General features: G+C 36.6%; 17 protein-coding genes and 1 tRNA gene. 6 read left to right on the top strand and 12 right to left on the bottom strand.

The genetic code is table 11. From position 1 onward, the window contains the following. Nucleotides 1-47: 47 nt before the first annotated feature. The 4 genes from HGC4_RS00280 to ndk all read right to left on the bottom strand — a co-directional run bounded on the left by HGC4_RS00280 (nucleotide 48) and on the right by ndk (nucleotide 3,603). A complete protein-coding gene (locus HGC4_RS00280) occupies nucleotides 48-1,364 on the bottom strand; it encodes a BT_3928 family protein (protein WP_050708112.1) in 1,317 nt (438 codons plus the stop codon). Nucleotides 1,365-1,381: 17 nt separating this feature from the next. Further along, complete coding sequence (locus HGC4_RS00275; RefSeq protein WP_050708127.1) at nucleotides 1,382-1,933, bottom strand: DUF1599 domain-containing protein; 552 nt, start codon at nucleotides 1,931-1,933, stop codon at nucleotides 1,382-1,384. Between the two features lie 198 nt (nucleotides 1,934-2,131). Next, nucleotides 2,132-3,112 (bottom strand): M23 family metallopeptidase, encoded by a 981-nt coding sequence (locus tag HGC4_RS00270; RefSeq protein WP_255349813.1) that lies wholly within the window; start codon nucleotides 3,110-3,112, stop codon nucleotides 2,132-2,134. A 29-nt stretch (nucleotides 3,113-3,141) separates the two neighbouring features. After that, entirely contained in the window at nucleotides 3,142-3,603 is a 462-nt protein-coding gene (ndk, locus tag HGC4_RS00265; protein ID WP_050708110.1) for a nucleoside-diphosphate kinase, read from the bottom strand. A gap of 420 nt (nucleotides 3,604-4,023) precedes the next feature. Between ndk and HGC4_RS00260 the strand changes: the two genes are divergently transcribed. Further along, nucleotides 4,024-4,674, top strand: coding sequence for a response regulator transcription factor (locus tag HGC4_RS00260; RefSeq protein ID WP_050708109.1), 651 nt, complete (start codon nucleotides 4,024-4,026; stop codon nucleotides 4,672-4,674). Nucleotides 4,675-4,677: 3 nt separating this feature from the next. Here HGC4_RS00260 and queG read toward each other — a convergent pair whose 3' ends face one another. The 5 genes from queG to HGC4_RS00235 form a co-directional block, all read right to left on the bottom strand. Further along, the gene (gene queG / locus HGC4_RS00255) at nucleotides 4,678-5,619 is read right to left on the bottom strand and encodes a tRNA epoxyqueuosine(34) reductase QueG (RefSeq protein ID WP_050708108.1); all 942 of its coding nucleotides are present in this window, start codon (nucleotides 5,617-5,619) and stop codon (nucleotides 4,678-4,680) included. A 16-nt stretch (nucleotides 5,620-5,635) separates the two neighbouring features. Next, on the bottom strand, nucleotides 5,636-6,211 hold the full coding sequence (locus tag HGC4_RS00250) for a hypothetical protein (protein WP_050708107.1): 576 nt from the start codon (nucleotides 6,209-6,211) through the stop codon (nucleotides 5,636-5,638). A gap of 28 nt (nucleotides 6,212-6,239) precedes the next feature. Next, the gene (locus HGC4_RS00245) at nucleotides 6,240-7,145 is read right to left on the bottom strand and encodes a glycosyltransferase family 2 protein (RefSeq protein ID WP_050708106.1); all 906 of its coding nucleotides are present in this window, start codon (nucleotides 7,143-7,145) and stop codon (nucleotides 6,240-6,242) included. Then, nucleotides 7,142-9,670, bottom strand: a complete 2,529-nt coding sequence (locus HGC4_RS00240; protein ID WP_050708105.1) for a glycosyltransferase family protein — start codon at nucleotides 9,668-9,670, stop codon at nucleotides 7,142-7,144. The genes HGC4_RS00245 and HGC4_RS00240 overlap by 4 nt, the downstream gene beginning before the upstream one ends. An 86-nt stretch (nucleotides 9,671-9,756) precedes the next feature. Beyond that, nucleotides 9,757-10,656 carry a class I SAM-dependent methyltransferase gene (locus HGC4_RS00235; RefSeq protein WP_242047177.1) on the bottom strand — a complete coding sequence of 300 codons (900 nt, stop codon included), beginning with the start codon at nucleotides 10,654-10,656 and terminating at the stop codon, nucleotides 9,757-9,759. 536 nt (nucleotides 10,657-11,192) lie between these two features. Between HGC4_RS00235 and HGC4_RS00230 the strand changes: the two genes are divergently transcribed. Both HGC4_RS00230 and HGC4_RS00225 read left to right on the top strand, forming a co-directional pair. Further along, on the top strand, nucleotides 11,193-13,931 hold the full coding sequence (locus tag HGC4_RS00230) for a putative LPS assembly protein LptD (RefSeq protein ID WP_050708104.1): 2,739 nt from the start codon (nucleotides 11,193-11,195) through the stop codon (nucleotides 13,929-13,931). A gap of 48 nt (nucleotides 13,932-13,979) precedes the next feature. Continuing rightward, nucleotides 13,980-15,074, top strand: a complete 1,095-nt coding sequence (locus tag HGC4_RS00225; protein ID WP_050708103.1) for a glycosyltransferase — start codon at nucleotides 13,980-13,982, stop codon at nucleotides 15,072-15,074. A gap of 49 nt (nucleotides 15,075-15,123) precedes the next feature. Here HGC4_RS00225 and HGC4_RS00220 read toward each other — a convergent pair whose 3' ends face one another. Together HGC4_RS00220 and HGC4_RS00215 are read right to left on the bottom strand one after the other, a co-directional pair. Continuing rightward, the gene (locus tag HGC4_RS00220; protein ID WP_050708102.1) at nucleotides 15,124-15,717 is read right to left on the bottom strand and encodes a hypothetical protein; all 594 of its coding nucleotides are present in this window, start codon (nucleotides 15,715-15,717) and stop codon (nucleotides 15,124-15,126) included. Between the two features lie 11 nt (nucleotides 15,718-15,728). Next, the gene (locus tag HGC4_RS00215; RefSeq protein WP_050708101.1) at nucleotides 15,729-16,208 is read right to left on the bottom strand and encodes an RNA polymerase sigma factor; all 480 of its coding nucleotides are present in this window, start codon (nucleotides 16,206-16,208) and stop codon (nucleotides 15,729-15,731) included. Nucleotides 16,209-16,348: 140 nt separating this feature from the next. Between HGC4_RS00215 and HGC4_RS00210 the strand changes: the two genes are divergently transcribed. From HGC4_RS00210 to HGC4_RS00200, 3 genes are all read left to right on the top strand, one after another. After that, nucleotides 16,349-16,421, top strand: a tRNA-Lys gene (locus tag HGC4_RS00210). 337 nt (nucleotides 16,422-16,758) lie between these two features. Further along, nucleotides 16,759-20,052 carry a SusC/RagA family TonB-linked outer membrane protein gene (locus HGC4_RS00205; protein ID WP_082204014.1) on the top strand — a complete coding sequence of 1,098 codons (3,294 nt, stop codon included), beginning with the start codon at nucleotides 16,759-16,761 and terminating at the stop codon, nucleotides 20,050-20,052. Nucleotides 20,053-20,063: 11 nt separating this feature from the next. After that, nucleotides 20,064-22,100 carry a RagB/SusD family nutrient uptake outer membrane protein gene (locus tag HGC4_RS00200; protein WP_050708100.1) on the top strand — a complete coding sequence of 679 codons (2,037 nt, stop codon included), beginning with the start codon at nucleotides 20,064-20,066 and terminating at the stop codon, nucleotides 22,098-22,100. Nucleotides 22,101-22,186: 86 nt separating this feature from the next. Here the strand turns inward: HGC4_RS00200 and HGC4_RS00195 are convergent, their stop codons facing one another. Beyond that, entirely contained in the window at nucleotides 22,187-23,731 is a 1,545-nt protein-coding gene (locus HGC4_RS00195) for a sulfatase family protein (RefSeq protein WP_050708099.1), read from the bottom strand. Nucleotides 23,732-23,849: the final 118 nt, after the last annotated feature.

The following is a 23,849-nucleotide window of genomic DNA, read 5'->3' as shown; positions in this document are numbered from 1 at the left end:
AACCAAAGCATTTTATTTTGTGATAAGCAGTATTTACTGTTATCTAATTATTCTTTTGTTTCTGTGACGCTCTTTCTGTGATATATAAGTGCATCCAATAGTTTAATCACAACTAATGGTGTAAACAATATCAAAGCAAACATATATAGATGTCTGTCACTTTCTTTTTTAGTATCGGGCATATTGCCAAAAGGAAGTTGTTCTATCGGTTTACTTAGTTGAGTCTCGGTTGGAACCTTCCTATCTGACCATTTATTTATGATCACACCATTCTTTAGCAGAATTAAACCCGGATTGGAACGTACAATTGTTTTCAAGCTTCGTTCATCTGACAAGCAGAAATCAAAGTTAGTAATATTTTCTTTTTCCAGTTGCAGAATAACATCACGAGGTGATGAGGTCAAGCAATAAAACTTGTACTGATGATCGCGGGCGTAATTATTAACATCCTCAAATGAGCTTAGATAATCTTGATTCATATCAGTCAAAGAATAGGCTATCATCAAAAATGTATAGCTGCTGTCGCTCAAAACTTCAGAGGTTATATCTTCCTCTGCTTCTATCGCAGTCTTATCTTGAGTAAGGTATAGGCGGTTAATAGAAAAATCTCGAATCAGAGGTTCTTCTCCAGCTTTTATCAGTTTGCTTTGTCGGTCTACAAACACCCATGTAGAATCTTCCCAGGGATAATTGTCTTCTGTAAATTCTTGCTTAACACCATCTTTTTCGTAAATGAAGATATTCTCAAATACAGGAGCTTTGTCTTCTTCTACGGTCATGAGTTGAGGTATGTTAGCACCTACTTTGTAAGGTCTAAAATCTATAATAGGTTCATGTTTGATACTATAAATACAGAACGCAATACTACATACAACAATGTAAAGGCCTACAAACCAGTAAAATTTTCCAGTAAATAGGTTTGTTATTTTTTGATGCCAAATAAGTACAACTATCGAACAAGCTAATAGAACGATATTTTTAAAGAAAGTTTGCCAATTGGTTATTATAAGTGCGTCGCCAAAACATCCGCAATCTTGTACGGGGTTGGCTATTGCCAGATACAATGTAAGTGGAGTCATAAAAAGCATCACAAGGAACAAAAGACGAGACGTCCATTTTCTGTAAAGCCCGAAGAGTATAAATATACCAACGCAAAACTCGCCTGCACATAAAATAATTGACATTGGTAATGCTAAATCATGCAAACTTACCAAGCCAAATGATGTAAGGTAGTCTTGTATTTTATAAGTTGTTCCGAGTGGATCTATGGCTTTTACAAAACCCGAAAAAATAAATGTAATCCCGAGCAAGATGCGCGAAATTTCGACAACTATTTTTAATATAATGTTTTTTGTTTTTCCCATTAACTCATTCAATAAAGTTATTCACTGTCTGTCGGAAATTCGAGTTTTATCAAACCAAAAATAGAATAATTAATCATATCCATGTAATTGGCATCAATACCTTCCGATACTAATGTTTGCCCTTCGTTATTCTCTATTTGTTTGGTTCTATATAGTTTTACCAATATTAAATCAGTAAACGAGCTTATACGCATGCTGCGCCAAGCTTCGCCATAATCGTGGTTTTTAGCAAACATAAGATTGGTAGTTTCATCTATATACTTATCATATAGAGTCATTGCTTCCTTTGTGTTCAAATCTACGTTATCAGTATGCTGAAGGTGTAACTGTATGAGACCTATAACACCATAATTAACAATACCTATGAATTCAGAATTTATGCCTTCATCTATTTTGCTTACACCTTTTTCTTCCAAGCTGCGTATTCTTTTAGCTTTTATAAGAATCTGATCCGTTACAGACTCAGGACGTAATATACGCCACGATGCTCCATAGTCAGTCAGTTTTTTCTCAAATAGGCTTCTGCAAATAGATATAATATGTTTGAACTGTTGTTCTGTATTCGGCATCTCTGTCATTATCTGAAATTCTTTTTTCAGGTCTCAAACCTTTTTTATTGCTTTTGTAAATATAAAATCAACAGTTAGTTACAACTATTAATGTAGAGTTAGATATTTACCTTGAATTACTCTATACAAAGGTATGAAAAAAAACAAAAGCATAAGGTAAACCCCTATGCTTTTCTATATATTATAACTTGGTGACTTTTAAGATACTCTCAGGCTTTTGCCAAGTCTTAAAGTTTCTTTGGTCGACATGTTATTTAGCTTGCATAATTTTTGAACAGTTACACCATGCATTTTAGCAATATGTCCCAAAGTATCACCTTTCTTGATTCGGTAATACGATACAGTACCTGTTGCATATTTGTTGGTGGTTTTTTCTGATGATCTGCTTGAAGTATTGGCTACAGATCTAGCTGCTCGTCCCGGAGTACCTAATGTACTTGTTTGTACAGTATAGATGTCACGGTGACAAACTTTATTCTCGAAATCGATAATATCAATAGGATTGATTGATCTGCCAAGGAAGCGTGTCTCGAAGTGTAGATGCGAACCAGTAGATCTTCCGGTGTTTCCTCCAAGAGCAATAGGATCTCCTGATTTTACAACATCGTTGTCGGAAACTAAAAATTTAGATAAGTGACCATAAACAGTTTCGAGTCCGTTAGGATGGCGTATTACCACATAATAACCGTAACCTCTTCTTTCGTATTCGCAAACTCTGATTTTTCCGTCGAATGCTGCATATATCGTATCTCCTACTTGTACCTTCAGGTCAATTCCGTGGTGAGTACGTCTACCGCGGCGTCCATAGTTGGATGTGGTATGACCCATAGTTGGCATTGTGAAATTGGATAAGTCGACCTTAAATGTTTCTGGCACGCTTTCTACCGAGCCATAAACATTTACATAACGGTTATTCCATACTCCACCATATAGCTCATCTTGTGGGATTTCATCCATATCCATGATACGCTCTTCTTGAGCTTCCTTGATAAGGGATAAGTCTCTTTTAATTTTTATACCATCAGCATACAGGTCGTTTGCTGGTTTGCTGTGTCTTTGCTTGTAGCTTAGCTCGACACGATTCTCGCTTTTGTCATCTTGAGGCGTTTGGGCAAAAGCACACAAGGGTAGAAATAAGAGCGTAGCTAACGAGTACGCTTTAATCGTTTTTAAATTCACGTTCAATAACTTTTTGATTTGTAACTGAATTATATCTCATCATTCGCATACAAATTAGGCAAGACCCAGAGTTTGTAATCGAATAGTTCGTTCTCATTGAAAAACCGCGAAAGTTCAATTTGAGCTGACTCTGCGGAATCGGATGCATGTACAATATTTTCCTGAGAACTGATTGAGAAGTCTCCTCTGATGGTTCCTGCTGTTGCTTCGCGTCCATTGGTTGCTCCGGTTATATTCCTTACAACTTTTATAGCGTCCACACCTTCCCAGCATTGAACAACTACGGGACATACCATCATCGAATTCTTAACCCGTTGGAAAAACGGTTTATCTTTTAAGTTAGCATAATGCTCGCTTAGTATGGCATCGTCCAACTGTATCATTTTCATCCCTGCTAATCGTAAACCTTTGCGCTCGAATCGAGAAATAACGTCTCCTATGAATCCTCGTTGAATTGCTGAAGGCTTTAGTATTATAAGGGTTTTTTCCATAATTAAAAATGATAAATTTGAACAATTAACACATCTTTATACCGATGCGCATTTTTCAAAGATAACATAATTATTTTGTTAATAGCAAGTACAAAGTGGTTTGTTTTCATGTATTTAACAGACTGTTAAAAATAGAAATCAATTTAATCTATTGATAAATAGACAGATACTCGTTGAGTGTTTTTGACAATTAAACAAAAGGTTTAGAACCTTAACTATTTTTAGAAATACATTGTGTCAAATGGTTTACATGTTTCTAATTAAATAGAATTCTTATGTGTTGTAAAACACTGTTTTTAAATGTCTTATTGAAGTTTGTTCCGACGTTTTATAAATATCACTTTCACTTTAGATTAAATTGGTGAGGGTATATTTGGAGACTTTTCCTATTTTTGTAAAACATCTATTTAGCTATTGATAATGAGAAACCTGATCATCGCAGATACACAAGATATAACACGCCTAGGTATTAAATCTATGGTGAGAGAGATTAAAGATATTTCTCAAGTCTTTGAAGTGGGCGATAAATCGGATCTGATACACGTATTGTCGGAGAATGTAGATGCATTGATTATTCTGGATTATACTCTTTTTGACTTCGAATCTATAAATGATTTACAGATACTGAGTGAACGTTATCCAAAGTCTGATTGGATTCTCTTTTCTGATGAACTGAGTGATTCGTTCCTCAAGCAAATACAAGCAAACGATTTGCCATTTAGTATTGTTCTTAAATCGTGCCCTTTAACCGAAATAGATGCTACTATTGGTTCGGCTCTTGTCGGCGAAAGTTTCTATTGTAAAAGGGTTGATAATCATATGAGAACTTTGAGTCGTTCTTTAGAATCTGCCTCAGATCATAATCTGACACAAACCGAAAAAGAAATTCTGAAAGAAATTGCATTAGGACATACTACTAAGGAGATTGCTGCCGAGCGTCATTTGAGTTTTCATACTGTGATAACTCACCGTAAAAATATATTCAGAAAGCTGGAAGTTAATAATGTGCACGAAGCTACCAAGTATGCTATGAAGGCGGGGATTGTAGATGTATCAGAATATTATATCTAATAATTACTCTGTCTCTTGAGTGTTGCTTACTGCTCTGTAATTTCTCATCACCCCTGAGTATTTAGCTCTTTTTACTGCCGAACCTTTAAATATTCGTTGATAATCTTCTACCGACATATTAGCAATACTTTCATGATCCATTGATAAGAATTCTTCCTTTGGTATAAATTCTTCAGTTGTATGAGGGCGTGCATATCTATTCCAAGGGCATATCTGTTGACAAATATCGCATCCGTACATTCTATTGTTCAGAAGTGGCACTATTGTTGGGTCTATCTCCCCTTTATTTTCAATTGTTTGGTAGGAGATGCATTTTTTTGCATTCAGCAAATGGGGTTGCTCTATGGCTCCTGTGGGGCAGGCTTGTAAGCATCGGGTGCATTTTCCGCAAGATAAACTAAGTGGTTTGTCATAGGATAGTTCAGCATCTATAATGACTTCTCCCAGAAAGAAATAAGAGCCCCGCTTTGGAATGATTAGCAGGGTGTTTTTACCAATAAAGCCTAATCCGGCTTTAGCAGCCCAATAACGTTCCAAAACGGGTGCAGTATCACAGAATACACGTCCTTCGATATTTGGGATGAGCGTCTGTATATAGGCGAAAAGTTGTTGGAGTTTTGCTTTCATTACATCATGATAATCTTTACCATATGCATAATAGGCAAATTGAGGAACTGCTTCCGATTGCTTTTCGTGTGGATAGTAGTTCAATGCAAGGCTAATGATAGACTTTGCATTGTCAACAAGCAGGGTAGGGTCGCTTCTCTTATCTATGTTGCGAGCCATATATTCCATATCGGCATGGTAACCTCTGTTAATCCACTCTTGATAATGATTGCTTTCTATAAGTTCAATTTCTTCAGCTTCGCATATACCACAAGCATCGAATCCGATGGATAGGGCATAGTCTTTGATCTGCTGAGAAATTGAATTTTTATCTAACATCTGAGGTTTTAGAATCTTATTGTTTGGTGATGCGTTCTATCCCTTGGCGAGCATACAAAGAAGGATCTATGGTTATTTCTTTTTTTGTTATTTTATTTCTGAATATAACAAAATCATATTCCTTAAAGCTTTTCTTCTTGAATTGAGAGTGCATGTCTTTTCCGAATAAGTGAAGTTTCCCTTTTACGGGTTTAGCTTCCCAAACTTCCGAAAGTTTATATTTATCAATCAAATAATTGCCTACACTTGCCGCAAAAGCAGCATATCCTGCTGCATTAGCTCTTCGTAGTAAAACTGTTTTGTTAGGGTCGTTTTCTTTGGCATCTTCGGAATAAGACAAAGCAGCATCCGTTATTTCTTGAGACAAGTCGATGATAGATTCAATATCGCCTGCCTGATTGCTTTTTATATTATCCTCAATAAAGATCGCTAGATTTTTATCTTTAACCTTGTAATTCTTTCTGCTACCATCTTCTTTGTAAGTAACAGTTGTGCGATATATAGTTCCTCTGAAAACAAATAATGCCCCTACAATCAAAAGAAGGATAATAAATATTTTAGCGAAACGATTAGTTGATTTTTTCTTTTTCATAAATCATGTAGTTTTTAGGTCTTAGACCTTATTTACCAAGTAAGCCTTTAGTAACATTCCACCTGAATAGTAATAACTGTGTGCCTTTTTGAGGTGAGAATGTAATAATATATCCTATGTATAAAACCAAAGAAGCTACCCATTTGATACATTCATCAAAAAGTCTTCGTCTATATTCTTTTTTGGAGATGGATAAGGTACGTATACGCTCGCTTCTACCAATGGAGTAGGTGAGCTTATCGAAAAACTGATCGGTCAGTTTTTCTTTTGGAATGTGGTGATAGATAGGAATGTCCGGAAAATAATAACATTCAATATTATTTTTCTTCAAGCGGTTGAACATGTCCTTGTCTTCGGCACCTATTAGTGAGTTGCCCTTGCGTCCGAGTTCAGTATTGTAATAACCATACTTTTCATAAAGTTCTTTTTTCGCAATTGTATGCCCTGTTCCCGGATAATTTTTCGCATCCAATTTTTTGGGAAGCTTTCCTTGATCGAAATACCCTCCTATCAATCGTTGGGTGAAATGCGACATCCATTTAGGTTGTGCTTCTTCGTAGATAGGAACAACAGGAGAGCCTGCAAGAACAGCATCCGGATAATTGTTCAGATGATTGTTTAGTCGCTCTAAATGTTCGGGGATGATAGTCTCATCGTCATCTACAAAAATGAGAAATTCTCCCCGAGCCTCCTTTATTCCTCTATTGAGAGCAAAAGAAAGCCCTTGATTCATTTCTTTGAAGTATAGGAATTGACGATCCAAATATTTTTGTTTAAACTCTTCACATATCGTTGCCGTAGAATCTGTACTATTATTGTCTACAACAATGATTTCGTAATCGAGAGGGTTATATGTTTGTTCACAAACGGCTTTGAGTGTTTGAGCAATATATTTATCCCGATTATATGTGCAGGTTATGAATGAGAATCTCATATTTTAGTATACTTATCTTTTTTTCTGTAAAAGAGAGAGCCTATACTTCCAATAAGCAAAAGTATCAAAATACCACTACTCGCAGAAGCGATGGCACGTGCAGTATTATATGAATGAGGTTCGAATTTGAACTCTATCTCGTGCTCACCTGCCGGAATACGTATGGCGCGCAATGTCCAATCGGCACAGAAGTGTGTAGCAGGTTTACCATCTATATAGGCTTCCCATCCGTTTGGATAATACATCTCTGATAAGATTGCCAATTGCTCGCTTTTTGCTGATGATTTGTACTTAAGAGCATTCGGCTTGTATTCGGTTAGCTCAATTGTTGCTGTTGAATCGGGAACAATAGTGAAGCCTGATAGTTGATCCTCAAATCGTTTGTCTACTACAGCGGTAGAACCTACATCGAGCGTGTTTAATGCTTCAATCTCTTTATCGGCATTATCAGCAAAAATGTAGTTGTCTACAAACCAAGCATTACCCATTGCGTATGGGTTTTGTAAAGGAGCTTGTTCGGGGTGGAATATAATATATTTGGCATTAAGCATATTTAATGCTGTATTCTTTTGAAGAGAACCAATTATACTATCTATATTCTGAGAATCGAATGATTTGATTATTGAATTAATTTCACCTTGCAAACGATAATCTATCAATTCCTGATAACGCTTCAATTTAGCGGCATGGTATCCTCCTATTGACTTATGATAGTAAGATGTCTTAGTTTCGTTAAACGGATTGTTCAAGTTCAGTACACGATACGATGGGTGTTTATCTTGAAGTATTGCTTTGTCGGCTTCCGTTTGGGGGAATGGACGATTTGCATCGTACGATAATTTGCTTTGGAACTTATCGTTGTTTAAATAGCGTTTGTCTACACCCCATAAATCGATAACTACCAAAAGTATTAATACAGCCGAACAATACACTGTAATCTTGTTTTTATCTCCTTTTAGTTTCAGGGTAGCATATAATATTCCGGCAGCTAAAATTATGTAGATCAATGAACGTAGGGCATCCGAAGATAATAAGTCTTTACGATCTGCAACAAGTGCAGAATAATACCAATCGGGAACTTGAGACATCCACTGACTATCGCCGGCGGTGGTAAAGTCGAATCCGAATATACCCGGTACTAACCAGAGTAGCAAGCTTATTCCACCGGTAATTCCGGCAGATATATAAATAGATCTTTTAAGACTGTCTTCTTTGATTTCGCCGCTGAAAAACTCTTTTATACCCCACATTGCTACTATCAGCATAGTAAGTGCAGGTATAATTAAAGCTGTGGATACAGCCCTGAATTTATTATACATAGGGAAGTGGTAGAAGAACCAGTCATTGAACATCTCAAAATTATTTCCCCACGAAAGGAATATGAAGAAAATAGTTGCCACAAGGAAAACCCATTTCATGGGATGTCTAACAATAAGCATTCCTAATACAAATAAGAAACAAATGATAGCACCAAAGTAAACAGGACCAGAGGTAAAGGGTTGATCGCCCCAGTAAGTCTGAGCTTGTATTCCTGCAGAATCAACTTGCGCTTGCGGAGCATTTGTTCTGATTGCTTTATATAGGTTAGAGGATGGAGATAACATTCCACCCGAAGCACCTCCATGTATATCAGGAATCAAAAGTGATAAAGTTTCCATTTTTCCGTAACTCCATGCAAATGCATAATCTTTATCGAGACCCGATGACTGTTTTTCCGATTGAGTTGGTTGAGTTAATTCCGAGTGTCCACGAGTACTTTCTTTCGACATCTCGTAATTAGCGTATATATTGCCCAGATTACAGAATATTGCAATAACAACACCAATAGCCAAAGCTCCGGTTGCTCTTAGTAATCCAGAGAAATTCTTTTTTAGAGCTTCGTTTATAAGTAGTCCTACATATATAAATGTGCACAATATTCCGGTATAATAGGTAACCTGCAAGTGGTTGTTCTTGATTTGTAGTGCCAGACCAAGAGCCATAAGCAGTCCCGCCAGCAGATACTTTCGCCTAAAGGCTGCCGCCAAGCCTGCTGCAATAAGCGGTATATAGGCTATTGCCCAAGCTTTAGTTACGTGCCCGGCATCGATAATTATAATATTGTAAGAGGATAAAGAATAGGCAATTGCTCCCAATACTGCAGGAAAGAAACCTACACCCATGACACAAAATAGAATATAAGCCATTAGCATTCCAGCAAATACAGGTCCGGCAGTGCTGTTTCCCAAAGCCTTTAGAGGTGCTTCTAAATAATCCAGAAAGTTAGGCGCTCCTCCCCATATTCCGATTTGGTAAGCAGGCATTCCCGAAAACATGGAACCTGTCCATGCTGACGATTGACCTTCTTTTTCGTAATATTGAGCCAATTCGCGCGACATTCCTTTGTATTGTTGAACATCGCTTTGTTGAAGGACTTTGCCATCCAAAACAGGGCTGAAGTATATAAATGTAACAGCTAAAAAGCAAACAATAGCTATAACGTGTTGGAGTAATTTCTTAGGTATTGATTTTTCCTCTTGTATCATATTGTGTATGTATTTAAACGTGTCAGACTTTATTGGTGAATGAAAGTATATTTATTGATATATGCTTTATTTGTAATGAGCTATACTTATTTCTTTTTAAGTATGTAGATAATGGAACTACATCTGCGGGTACTGAATAGACTTTGAATGAAGAATAGAGATCCTTTAATTAATCCTACTAAACTCGCCGCGGATGTTCCTTTACTTTTTTCGCTTAGCATTGCTATATAAAAAGGATCAAAATACATTGGTTTCATCTTTTCGACCTTAAAATTATGCTTTTCCGCAAATTGTCTAAAATCATTGGGCGAAAAGTGCCACAAGTGGCGAGGTACATCATATGCTGCCCAATGCTGTTTGTATGAAATGGCATCAGCCGATTTTTTGTTGGGTAGTGCAATGAACAGAACACCATCATCCTTTAATATCCGATGCAGGTTTGCCATTGTATCATTTAGTTTTTCTATGTGTTCGAGTACGTGCCACATAGTCACCACATCTTTTATCTTGTCGGGCATTTGAAACAAGTAGTCAGAATCTTGGATATTAAGCCCGAATTTTGTGTGGGCATAATTCCTTGTTGTTTCCGATTTTTCTATGCCAGTTACAACCCATTTTTTAAGGCGCATAGCATTCAAAAAGTAACCTGTTCCCGAACCTATATCAAGTAGTGTTTCGGCTTGATCGGATGAGTATTTCGAAGCCATCTTTGTTTTTGACTTCAAAGATATTTTTCTGGCTTGATGATATAGTGAATTTATGAATCCTTGATGAGTGTCGGAATGAGAGATGTATTCGGGAGCATCATAGTACTTACCAATTTTCTCTTCGCAAGGGAAGTTTTGGGTAAAGGCGAAATTACATTTAGTACATTGATGTATTGAGAACTGTTCATTTGTTACTAAATGATCTTTACAAATAAGAGTCTCCGGACAATTGTTGTTGGCGCAGACGGGGCATGAATCTATGTGTATTGTATTCATCATAAGTAAGGCAGGTCTATGACCTCATTAGTTGCTTTAGTAAGAGTAAGCACAACTTTCAGCTATATAATGAATATTATATTCAATACTTATAGTTGCTTAATATGCACTCTGTTTAAGTTTTGACTTCTTCAATAAAAGTAGTCTTCTACATAGCTCGCAAAGGTACTAAAAATGTTATATGTTGCTTATTTCTCAATATAAGCATTTTAGTAAAAAAATATAATTAAAGTGCATGCCTTTTCATTTCGGAGCTTGAATGAGCGAAAAACAGAGGAATCAGTGGCTACACTTAGGCTTAACTGTTATTTGGGGCTTTATTATTTGAGCTCTTTTCTAAAGAAATTGTGTGATGAAAAATAGAGTGCTTTTTTCTGAGAAAAAATAAAGGATTTAAGAAACAACACACAAAAAGACTAAAAGTTTACCTTTTTCTTCATAAGAATGAGTAATAAGGATAGATTTTCGTTTTTTTAGCTTTTCCTTTTTTATTAAATGCTTAGTTTTGCACTTTGAATTATCAGGTCGAATCCGTTTTGATGAAGAAGACTCATTTCTGTATATATACTTTTCTGTTTGTATTGTTTTCGTCTCCTTTTTGGGGAGCTCAATTGCATAAACAAGCTGAAAGCAACTCAAATATTTCGTTTTTGCAGGATTCGGTAACATCTGATCGTGCTCTAACGACGGATTCTCTACGCCCACAAGTCTCAGACTCAATAGCTCAAGATACAACCAAAAGCAAAAAAACTTCATTAGATGCGCCGGTAGACTATTCGGCTAACGACTCTATTGTCTTTACTTCCGATAGTAGAGGTTTCCTATATGGTGATAGTAAGGTTAACTATCAGACAATGGGTATTCAAGCCGAGAACATAGCCATGAATATGGATAGTAGTATTGTGCATGCGACATATGGTTTAGATTCAATTGGAGAGGAATTTGGTCGCCCTGTTTTTACAGATAATGGAACCGAATATGAAATGAAATCGGTAAGCTATAATTTCAAGACAAAGAAAGGGTATATGACGACTATTATTACCCAACAAGGAGAAGGGTATATAGTAGCCGATAAAGCAAAAAAAAATGCTGATGATACATTCTTTATGTGTGATGGAAAATATACTACTTGCGACAATCATGACCATCCTCACTTCTATATGATGCTAACCAAGGCTAAAGTTCGCCCGAAGAAAGATGTAATCACCGGACCGGCTTATTTAGTTATCGAAGGGCTTCCTTTGCCATTAGCACTTCCTTTTGGCTTTTTCCCTTTTAGCGAGAAATATTCTTCGGGTATTATTATGCCATCTTATGGGGATGATATGGATCGTGGTTTTAACTTGCGTGATGGTGGATATTATTTTGCTATCAACGATAATATTGATTTGGCTCTAACTGGAGAAATATATACAAAGGGATCCTGGGGGCTTTCTGCCAGATCTTCTTATAAAAAACGTTATAAATACAGTGGTTCGTTCAATGTTAACTACTTGTATACAAAGAGAGGAGATCGTGATATTCCTAATACATTCAGTGAGTCGAAGGATATGTCGATAGACTGGCAGCATAGCCAAGATCCGAAAGCAAATATGTTTAGAACTCTGGCAGCAAGTGTAAACTATCGTTCCTCTAGCTATAACCAGAATAGTTTAAACGTTGCTTTTACTCCCTCGGGAACTGAAAATACAAGAAGTTCAACTGTGAGTCTTACCCAACGTTTCCCAAATTCGCCATTTACACTGACAGCCAATGCTACAGCTAATCAGGTGTTGAGCGACTCCTCAATTATGCTTACGTTACCTAACGTTACAGTTACAATGAGTCGTATTTTTCCCTTTAAAAGAAAAGAAGCCGTTGGTTCAGCTAAATGGTACGAAAAAATCTCTTTGAATTATACGGGTGATTTGCGAAATAGCATCAAGACCAAAGAAAATATGCTGTTTAGATCTAATCTGGTGAAAGATTGGCGCAATGCTATGCAGCATCGTGTACAAACCGCAGGAACTTTTAGTGTATTAAATTATCTGAATATAACACCAAGCTTTAGTTATAATGAAAGATGGTATACCCGTTCTATTAGTCAAAAATGGGATCCCGTACAAAATGCACACGTAGCTGCCGATACTACATTTTCATTTTTCCGTTCCTATGACTTTAATTATAATGTAAGTTTCCAGACAAGACTTTATGGTTTTTATGAACCTCTGCTTAAAATTGGAAAATTGCAAAAAATACGTCATGTATTTACTCCTTCGATTAGCTTTGGAGGTAATCCTGATTTTACCGATCCTCGTTTTGGTTCTTATAAGAAGTATTCATATTATGATGCTAATGGAGAATTACAAACGCATTTATATTCACCTTTTTCGCAAGAAATATTTACACCGTCAAGTGCCAGACAGCAAGGCAACATAAACTTTAGTTTTGAGAATAATATTGAAATGAAAGTTGGAACTGATAATGACTCGACTAAGATTATTAGTTTGATTGATAATCTGGGGGTAAACTTTAGCTATAATATGATGGCTGACGAGTTTAAGTGGAGTGATATTGGAACTAATATGCGGTTAAAGTTAAGTAAGAGTTTAACAGTCAATCTTAATGCTGTTTGGGATCCATACATGTATAATGAAAAGGGGCAAAAAATAGATCGTTTACTTATTGGAAATGGAGGTATAGCTCGACTAGTGAGCACAGGATATACAATATCACCTTCTATAAATCAGGATACATTTAAAAAATGGTTTGGTAAAGGTGGAGACTCTACTTCAAAAGATGACAAGAACAGAGATAATCCAGAAGCTGATCTGTCAGATGAAGATGGGGATGTTCCCGAAGATGATGGTCCTCGTAAAAGTCTTTTTGATAAAAAGGAGGCCGCGGGAGAGTTTGATCAGGATGGATTCTTGAAAAATGATATAAAATGGAATCTCTCTATTAATTATAATATGAGTTATAATTCGAAATTTGATCAGGAAAGAGAGAGATTCAAAGGTGTTATTACTCACAACTTGGGTTTTAATGGCTCTATCCAACCCACCAAGAATTGGAATCTATCTTTTAATGCGAGTTATGATGTTCCCAACAGTAGAATTTCATGGTTAACTTGTAACTTATCAAGAAACCTGCATTGTTGGAATATCACAGCAAGCTTTAATCCAATAGGTCCATATGCTACATATTACATATCTTTACGAGTTAATTCGTCCATGTTACAGGATCTTAAGTACGAACAACGTGGTCGGGCAACAAGTTATGATCCTGTTTGGAACTAATCGAGCATAGGAGCGATCTTTTTCGGATCTAATCCGTTATATTTATAGATGAAAATACTGTTATTAGGAGATTATAGTGGGTTACACCTTACGTTGTCTGAGGGACTAAAAATTCTTGGACACGATGTAACAGTGGCATCCGATGGTGATGGCTTCAAAAACTATCCTAGAGATATTGATCTTAAACGTGAAAGCTCTAATCTGAAAGATACTTTAGCCAACTTATTAACTATATCTTCGAATCTGCGTAACTTCAAAGGATATGACGTCGTTCAGATAACTAATCCCTGCTTTACTACCCAAAACATAAGAGTTAACATTGAGTTATATAGATATCTGAGACGACACAATAAGAAGATTTTTCTGGGTGCTTTTGGTGATGATTATTTTTGGATAAAAGCTTGCTTGGATCAAAAATATAAATATTCGGAGTTCTATATTGGTAACACAAAAAACACAAGAACGAAAAGCGACTTTTTAATAGAAAACTGGATAGGAACTAAGCGAGAGGATGCTAATATTGAAATAGCTGAGTCATGTAATGGTATAGTCGCATGTTTATATGAATACTACGAAGCTTATAAAGATTCATATAGTGACAAGCTTAAGTATATTCCTTTACCGATCAATACAGGGAAGGTGCTCTTAACAGAACTGCCCTCTACGGATAAAATCAATTTCTTTATTGGAATAAATAAGGCTCGGAACGAATTTAAAGGTACGGATATTCTTTATGAAGTTTTGCAGCAGATCGCAGAATCATATCCTAATGACTCTAAAGTAACAAAAGTAGAATCTGTAATGTATTCGGAATACCTAAGCCGAATTAAAGATGCTCATGTTGTCTTAGATCAATTATATTCCTACTCTCCGGCAATGAACGGTTTACTCACCATGGCCTTGGGAAAGGTACTTGTAGGAGGCGGTGAGTCTGATATGTACGATATACTTCAAGAACAAGAGCTGAGACCTATTGTGAATGTATATCCCGATCAGGAGGATATTTATAGAAAATTAGAAGATCTGCTACTACATAAGGATACCATCAAGCAACGAGCCAAAGATGGACGATTATTTGTTGAAAAGCATCACGACTATCTTAAGGTGGCTCAGCAATACCTTGATTTTTGGAATAGTAAGTAACAGACAATTTATATGTTTCTATTTTTATAGAGATTCGTTATCCTCATTATCAATTATCTTCTTCCATTTCTTTCACCTCATCTAAAGCCGACTCTATCTTTCTGATATTCTTCTTATAGAATAATTTGTAAAAGACTAGCATTATAAAGCATGCAATCACAAGTACAAGCAGATTATATATACAGAAAGAAAGCTTTCCTTGGTCAGATATAATACCTACATATCCATAAAAGAAAGAACCTAAAATAATACATAAGAAAGCTACTCCTACAATAAATTCTCTTTTTATATAAAGCTTGTATGTTGAGATTGTCTTTAATGAAAGCAATATATTGTCTTGTTTGAGATTAATGTTCTTCAAGAGTTTGACTTTATATAGTTGCCAAAAGAAGCTAATGATACAGGTACTCATGAAGAACCACTTAGTGAACTCGGGATAAGGAGCTCTAGGGAAATAAAGCGCATGAATATAAGGTGCAGCCATAAAAGGGAGTACTATTATCAATCCGATCATTTCGAACCACAGAAGTTGGCTGAGAGCAGTTTTTCCTTTTTTATGTATTATATTCTGTATGTTTTCTTGAGTGATGGCGGGAATGAATCCGTTATCATTCCATGCCTTCTTCATATTATCTAAGTCCATAGTTGATAGCTTTACTCATTAGACATTCTCTTTAATTTTTCTTTTATCCTACTTATTTTAGTAGATATATTTGTAACAGTAAGTCCTGTGATCTCAGCAATTTCTTTATGCGATTTCTCATCCAGATATAAAAGAACTAATGCCCTTTCTATTTTTCCTAATTGATTAATGAGTTTGTAAAGCTCTACTATTTCGTCATTATTATCAGGCGTGTCAGGAATATCAACAACCAATTCTACATATTGGGGCTTTCGTTTACTCCGGCGAAAAAATGTGATACAGGTATTTAATGCTATTCTATATATCCATGTAGATGGTTTGCTCTCTCCTCTAAAAGAAGGATATGCCTTCCAGAGACTAAGGATGATTTCTTGGTATAGGTCATTAATACTTTGGTCGATATCTGCATAGAAAGATGCGACTTTATATATGATACGCTCATTTAGTTGTATCATATCCATAAAATCCTTTTCTATATCTTTATTCTGCATTTTATCGAACTTATCTTATAGGTCGCTAAAATATGTATTTAATCACATCTACTGTTTAAAAATGCAGATAAATAGCTTTTTTAGGTTATAATTCGGTATTAAATAAATATTTTGTTTTACTTTTGTACCACCAAATAAAAGACTCCGTAGCTCAGTTGGTAGAGCAATTGACTCTTAATCAATGGGTCGAGGGTTCGAGCCCCTCCGGGGTCACTTGTTGATCAGCCATTTACATATTATGTAGGTGGCTTTTTTTATTTTTTCTGACTCTTCCCATTTATTAAAACTCTATAAGGGGAGAACCTTTCCCTCTGACTAGGAAAGAGATAGTAATATCTCCTCAAATCTATCATTCTTCTTAAAGGTTTAATCTCGCAGTTTTGAGTTTAGTCTGCAAATGAAAATTACACAATAAATAACATATTATAGTTTTTTTTGACAATGACTCAATTTTACTCCCTATTTGACTCATTTATCCCCGTTTTCTTCTTTTAGATATATCACCTTTGTTGAGCCTTATTTTATAAGTAAACATTTATCTAATTCCATTATGAAAAAAAACAATCATGTAACTTTAAAATGCAAGGATAGAGTGAGAATATTACATCGCTTTATCTTGATTCTTGCACTTATGTTTATTGTGCCCGTAGCAATATTTGCGCAGGAAAAAAGCATAACAGGACTAGTAACCGATTCTAAAACAGGAGAAGCCTTAGTTGGAGTTTCCGTTACTGTGGAAGGAGCACCAGCAGGTACTATTACCGATATAGAAGGTCGGTTTTCGTTGAAAGTTCCTGCCAATTCTACTTTAAAACTCATTTATATGGGTTATATAACACAATCAGTGCAAGTAGGAAACCAAACTAACTTGACTATTAAGCTAGCAGAAGATAGTAAGCTATTGGATGAGGTGGTTGTAGTTGGTTTTGGTACTCAGAAAAAAGTAAATCTCACTGGAGCAGTAGGTGTAGCTACTGCAAAAGATATTCAGGATCGTCCCGTAATGCTGGCAACTCAGGCATTGCAAGGTCTTGTTCCCGGATTAAATATTACTCAGAATAATGGTAGTTTAGAATCACGGGCAAAAATTAATATTCGTGGTACGGGTACTATTGCCGATGGGTCAACAAATTCTCCTTTGATTTTAATTGATGGGATGGAGGGAGATATTAATGCCCTTAACCCACAGGATATTGAGAATATCTCAGTATTGAAAGATGCCTCATCATCTTCTATCTATGGATCGAGAGCTCCTTTTGGTGTAATATTGATTACAACTAAAAAAGGAACTGCCGGAAAAACAGTAGTGAATTACAATAATAGTTTCAGATGGAATAAGCCTCTTTTACTTCCTCAAATGATGGACTCTTATACATTTGCGAACTATTTTAATGATGCAGCTTTAAATGGAGGCGGAACTGCTCATTTTGGTGATGCGTGGTTGGCAAATATATTAGCTTTTCAAAAAGGAGAGATAACTGCATCTACTGTGCAAAACCGAAATAACAATCGTTGGGAAGAAGGATTCGACCCTAATGGAATCAATAATACAGGAGGTAATGACAATAGGGATTATTATAAAGAAATCTTCCGTTCTCAATCTATGGGTCAAGAGCATAATATGAGTCTTAGTGGAGGAAACGAGAAGGTAACTTATTATACATCTTTCAATATCTTGGCACAAGACGGATTGATGCAATTTAATCAGGATACCTACGATAGATATGCCGCAACAGCAAAAGTTGGATATGATGCCGCAAGCTGGGCAAGAGTTAATTATAGTAACCGCTTTATTCGCGACAAATATAAACGTCCATCTGCTATGACTGATGATCTCTTTGGCGATTTAGGACGACAAGCTTGGCCAACTCTCCCTTTATATGACCCAAATGGTTTTTTGATGCAAAGAACAGCTTTGGCTCTTAGAGATCAAGGAAATGATAAAGTAGAAACCGATAACTTATATCAACAAATTCAGTTTGTTTTTGAACCCGTTAAGCATTGGAGAACATTTGCTGAGGTTAATTATTCAATAAAAAATGCGAACAGACATTGGGATAAGCAAGTAACATATATGCATGATGTTGATAGCAATCCTTTTGTATGGTCTAAAAGCTCAAATGTACATGAGGATCATCTAAAAGAAAATCAGATGGCAATCAACTTATATACTGAATACACTTATACGTTGAATAAAAATCACAACTTCAAAGGTATGTTGGGGATTCAGTCAGAGAAGATGAAACAAACCAAATTTGGCTTACAAAGAGATGGTATCTTAGTGCCCGGAGTCAACGAAATCGATGGAACAAGCGGAACCGACTACGATGGTAATCCCGTAGTGCCATCAGTGAACGGATCGAGACAACGATGGAGTACTTTCGGATACTTTACCCGTATCAACTACGATTATCAAGGTCGGTATCTGGCTGAGTTTAACTTAAGAAATGACGGATCTTCGCGTTACAGAAGCGGCAACCGTTGGGTATGGTCTCCTTCATTTTCTTTAGGATGGAATATTGCACAAGAAGATTTCTGGAAACCTCTTCAAAATGTGGTAGGTACATTAAAAGTCAGAGGTTCGTACGGGCAATTAGCTAATCAGAATACCGATAATTGGTATCCAACATATGCAGCCATGACAGTGAAAGCCTCGGAAGGAGTATGGATGCAAAATGGTATTAAGCCAAATGTATCTTGGGCACCATCTACTTTGATCAATGAAAATCTAACATGGGAAAAAATCAGAACTACTAATATAGGTCTTGATGTTGGGCTATTCAATAATAGGTTGACTGGGTCTTTTGATTATTTCGTTCGTGAAACAAGAGATATGTTAGGACCTGCGCCCGAAAGACCTGCTATACTAGGAGTTGGTGTTCCTAAAGCTAATAATACCGACTTACAAGATAAAGGATTCGAGCTTCAGATCGCATGGCAAGACCGATTAAATAATGGATTGGGTTATGGTGTGAGATTTAATTTAGCTGACTATCAAACAACAATCAAAAGATACCCCAACCTTACGGGAAATCTAGGCACATACAATGCTGGACGGAATATGGGTGAATTATGGGGTTATGAGACAATAGGAATAGCCAAAACTCAAGCGGAAATGGATGCACATTTAGCTACTTTACCTAATGGTGGGCAAGATGCTCTAGGTAATCAATGGGGAGCAGGAGACGTTATGTATAAAGATATTGATGGGGATGGTAAAATCAACAATGGTAGCAATACTTTGAATGACCATGGAGATTTGAAAGTGATAGGTAATACAACCCCTCGATACCAATTTGGTTTTGAATTTACTGCCGATTGGAAAGGCTTCGATATGAGAGCATTTTTCCAAGGTATTATGAAACGCGATTTCTGGAATGGAAATTATTTCTTCTGGGGAGCTTATGGAGGTGGAGATAAACAAACAGATACTGGAGGTAGTGGTATGTGGTGGTCAACAGGGTTTACTCAACATCAAGACTACTTCAGGGATGCAAGTACCAATTCGGTTGTAAATGGAGTGAATGGTGTAAATCTTGATTCTTATTACCCAAGACCTTTATTTAATTCGAGTAAAAATACCAAAAGACAGACTCGTTACCTACAAGATGCATCCTATATAAGATTAAAAAACCTACAAATTGGCTATACACTGCCGGCAGCTCTTTCTCGTAAACTGTGCGTATCTAAACTAAGAGTATTTGTTTCGGGAGAAAATCTGTGGACTAAGACAGATATGGCAGAAATGTTTGACCCCGAAACAGTAGATGGTGGATGGGGCAATAGTGGAAATGTGTACCCTTTGTCTAAAGTGTTTGCATTTGGTCTGAATATTAATTTTTAATTTGATTACTTATGAAACTATATAATTATATAACAAAGTTTTGTGCTTGCATGATGGTGTCTTCTCTATTCTTTGCTTGTACCGATGATCTTAATCAAAGCCCATTATCAACGATTCCGCCTGAAATATACTTTGAGTCCGAATCACAATTGGAGTCGTATGTAAATAACTTATATGCTCCTAGAAACAAATGGAATAATGGAAATGATCAAGAATTTGATGTACATGGAAACTGGAGTTTTGGAACATTTGGGTTAGATAATGGTACTGATAATATGAATAACAAAACTTCGGCTAATCATTTTATTCCAGGCGAATGGCGGGTAGACCAAAATGATGGCGAGTGGGGATTCTCATTTATCTACAAATGTAATTATTTCTTGAAATTTGCACAGGAGAAACTTGATGCAGGCAGAATAACCGGAACCAGAGTAAATATTGATCAATCGTTTGGGGAAGTCTATTTTTTCAGAGCTTTTGAATATTTCAAGAAGCTACAAAGGGTAGGAGATTTTCCTATTGTAACCGAGCCTCTTGCAAATGAAATGGAACCTCTTATTGAGGCAAGTAAAAGACAACCACGCACGGAGGTTGCTAAATTTATTTTGGCTGATTTAGATAAAGCTATTTCCTTACTAAAGGATGATGCTGATGGAGGCAGAAAAAATAGAATATCTAAATATGCTGCTTATATGCTTAAATCGAGAGTTGCGTTATATGAAGGTACATGGATGAAATATTTTAAAGGAACAGCCTTTGTTCCCGGAGGAACGGGCTGGCCTGGTGCATCAAAAGATTACAATAGTGGTTATGCAATTGCTAATTATGATGCTGTAATGAATGATTTTTTTCAACAATGTATCGATGCATCTAAAATTGTGGCAGATAAATATCCATTGGTAACAAATAATGGAGTATTACAACAAAGTATAACAGATGCCGAAAATCCATATCATAATATGTTTGGAAGTACCGATTTGAGAGGTTACTCGGAAGTTATTCTCTGGAAACAATACGACCGAGGATTGGGTATAACGCATAATGTACCCATCGCAGCACAAACGGGAGGCTATGTAAACGGATTGACAAGAGGTTTTGTTGAAAACTTTCTTTTGGATAATGGAAAGCCTATATATGCTGATCCTGCAAGATATGGCGGAGATGATTACATCGCAGATGTAAGAAAAAATAGAGACGGACGTTTATGGCTGTTCTTGAAAGAGCCTAAACAAAAGAACCTATTGTTTAATACAGAAGGAGCCGGACGAGCTAATCCTATTGAAGATTATCCAAATATAACTTCGTCTAATGCCGAAGTGGGATATGGAACGGGCTATGCCATACGTAAAGGAGGTACTTTTGATGGTACACAATTTACAGACAATGGAGGATGTTATACAGGGTCTATTATTTTTAGATCAGCAGAAGCATGTCTAAATTACATGGAGGCTTATTACGAAAAGAATAACTCTCTGGATGGAGTCGCTACTCAGTATTGGAAGAACTTAAGAGATCGTGCCAAGGTAAATAATGATTTTAATATTACAATTGCTGCTACTGATATGAATAAAGAAGCCTTAAACGATTGGGGTGCATATTCAGGTGGGCAATTAATTTCTCCAACTCTTTATAATATAAGAAGAGAACGTCGCAGCGAGTTGATGGCTGAGGGGTTAAGAATGGCAGATTTACGGAGATGGAGATCTCTGGATCAGCTTATATCAAGACCTTACCATCTTGAAGGAATGAAACTATGGGGACCAATGAGGGCGTGGTATGTAGACGATAAAGGAGTTTCTATCCTTAAATACGGAGTGGTTGATGCCAATGTTAGCGGTCCCGACCAAAGTATTTATATGAGACCTCAGGAAATAAATCCAAACTCATTGGTGTTGAAGCAAGGCGGTTGTAAATGGGCTATGGCACATTATCTGTACCCAATAGCAATACAACACTTCTTGATAACCTCAAGTGGTAGTGCCGAAAATTCTCCAATATATCAGAATCCATATTGGCCTATGGTGGCAAATGAAGGAGCTATTCAGTGAATTGAATTAATAATTTAATAAAACAGAGACCTCATTACTTGAGGTCTCTGTTTTGTGCTATTCTATGATTATATTAAACAGTATTTTTATTTGGTCTTGGCTTTCTCTGCTTCCAATACGGCTTTTAATTCAGTAACTATCTTTGGGTTTTCGCTAGCCAGATTCTTTTTCTCTCCAATATCTTTTTTTAAGTTATAGAGTTGAGGTTCTTTATTGTTTCCAAGTTCGGTGTTTGTCAACTTATCATAAGTAGCACCGTTGCTTGGGTCGATATATTTCCATGTACCGTCTGATATAGAAAGCGAACCAGCTTGTTCAATAATGTATTTACGACCTTTTTTATCTTTTCCTAATAAGGTGTTCAATTGGTTTTGACTGTCGGGGGCTGCATCAGATGGAATTTTTCCTCCTATTAAACTAGAGAGTGATGCTAGAAGGTCAATTTGAGAAACCGAAGCATCAGAGACCCCTTCTTCTGTCTTCCCTGCCCAGCTAACGACGAATGGTACTCTTGTGCCTGCTTCAAAAATACTATATTTACCTCCGCGGAAAGGTCCCCATGGGCGATGATCGCCAAGTAGCTCTACTGCCCGGTCGGCATAACCATCATCTACTACGGGTCCGTTATCGCTTGTAAGTATAATTAAAGTATTTTCTGTTAGATCTAGTTTCTCCAGAGTCTCCATAATTTGACCTACACTCCAATCAAATTCAAGAATAGCATCTCCTCGAGGCCCCATTCCGCTTTTTCCAGTGAATCTAGGATGAGGAACACGAGGCACATGTATATCGTTGGTTGCAAAATATAAAAAGAATGGTTGGTCTTTATTGCTTTCTATAAACTCAATAGCATGAGAGGTAATACTATCTGCAATTGTTTCATCTACCCAAAGGGCACTTTTTCCGCCTTTCATATAACCGATCCGTGATATTCCATTCACAATAGCTTGATCATGACCATGGCTTGAACTTGGCCTTTGCACATACAGCATATCAGGATTGTCTTTCCCTAAAGGTTCGCCTGCAAATGGTTTTTCGTAACTTACTTCTATCGGGTCATTGGGATCAAGATTCACTATCCGTTGATTTTCTACAAATACACAAGGTACACGATCGCCCGTGGCTGCCATAATATAAGAGTAATCAAAACCTATATCTTTCAGTCCGGGAGTTATATAACCGTTCCAATCCTGTTGACCGGCTTTGTCTCCCAATCCTAAATGCCATTTACCGATGGCTCCTGTAGCATATCCTGCATTTTTAAATATATCGGCGATGGTTGTTTGTTCAGGTTTAATAATCATACCGGCATCTCCCGTAGCTATTCCCGTATCGCTTCTCCTCCACGCATATTCTCCTGTAAGGAGTGAGTAGCGCGATGGGGTGCTTGTTGCAGCAACTGCGTGAGCATCGGTAAAACGTACTCCCTGAGCGGCTAATTTTTCAACATTGGGAGTGTGGATAGTCGGTTCACCATTACAACTGAGGTCTCCATAGCCTATGTCATCAGCCAGAATAATAATTACATTGGGCTTTTTTGTATTCTTCTTATCTTTCTTTTGAGCACTTACTGAAAGAGGTATCAATAAAAAGGCACTTATTCCAAAGATGGAAAAAAAAGGTTTTTTCATGAGAATTATTTTATTAGGTCTTTTCTAGTTCTGGTCCTATTATTCGATCTTCATCTGTAGTTATTTATTTTTATAAACAACTCAATCTTTAGCTAAGGTAGTAAGAATAGGTTTGTAT

It is taken from the genome of Dysgonomonas sp. HGC4 (genome assembly GCF_001261715.1).
Classification (GTDB): domain Bacteria; phylum Bacteroidota; class Bacteroidia; order Bacteroidales; family Dysgonomonadaceae; genus Dysgonomonas_A.
The sequence above is the reverse complement of the archived record's forward strand: the minus strand, read 5'-3'. Positions and strand labels throughout refer to the sequence as shown.

Coding starts and splice junctions, on each gene's coding strand:
- HGC4_RS00280 (WP_050708112.1), bottom strand. CDS start 1,364: ATGGGAAAAACAAAAAACATTATATTAAAAATAGTTGTCGAAATTTCG.
- HGC4_RS00275 (WP_050708127.1), bottom strand. CDS start 1,933: ATGCCGAATACAGAACAACAGTTCAAACATATTATATCTATTTGCAGA.
- ndk (WP_050708110.1), bottom strand. CDS start 3,603: ATGGAAAAAACCCTTATAATACTAAAGCCTTCAGCAATTCAACGAGGA.
- HGC4_RS00260 (WP_050708109.1), top strand. CDS start 4,024: ATGAGAAACCTGATCATCGCAGATACACAAGATATAACACGCCTAGGT.
- queG (WP_050708108.1), bottom strand. CDS start 5,619: ATGTTAGATAAAAATTCAATTTCTCAGCAGATCAAAGACTATGCCCTA.
- HGC4_RS00250 (WP_050708107.1), bottom strand. CDS start 6,211: ATGAAAAAGAAAAAATCAACTAATCGTTTCGCTAAAATATTTATTATC.
- HGC4_RS00245 (WP_050708106.1), bottom strand. CDS start 7,145: ATGAGATTCTCATTCATAACCTGCACATATAATCGGGATAAATATATT.
- HGC4_RS00240 (WP_050708105.1), bottom strand. CDS start 9,670: ATGATACAAGAGGAAAAATCAATACCTAAGAAATTACTCCAACACGTT.
- HGC4_RS00235 (WP_242047177.1), bottom strand. CDS start 10,656: ATGATGAATACAATACACATAGATTCATGCCCCGTCTGCGCCAACAAC.
- HGC4_RS00230 (WP_050708104.1), top strand. CDS start 11,193: ATGAAGAAGACTCATTTCTGTATATATACTTTTCTGTTTGTATTGTTT.
- HGC4_RS00225 (WP_050708103.1), top strand. CDS start 13,980: ATGAAAATACTGTTATTAGGAGATTATAGTGGGTTACACCTTACGTTG.
- HGC4_RS00220 (WP_050708102.1), bottom strand. CDS start 15,717: ATGGACTTAGATAATATGAAGAAGGCATGGAATGATAACGGATTCATT.
- HGC4_RS00215 (WP_050708101.1), bottom strand. CDS start 16,208: ATGCAGAATAAAGATATAGAAAAGGATTTTATGGATATGATACAACTA.
- HGC4_RS00205 (WP_082204014.1), top strand. CDS start 16,759: ATGAAAAAAAACAATCATGTAACTTTAAAATGCAAGGATAGAGTGAGA.
- HGC4_RS00200 (WP_050708100.1), top strand. CDS start 20,064: ATGAAACTATATAATTATATAACAAAGTTTTGTGCTTGCATGATGGTG.
- HGC4_RS00195 (WP_050708099.1), bottom strand. CDS start 23,731: ATGAAAAAACCTTTTTTTTCCATCTTTGGAATAAGTGCCTTTTTATTG.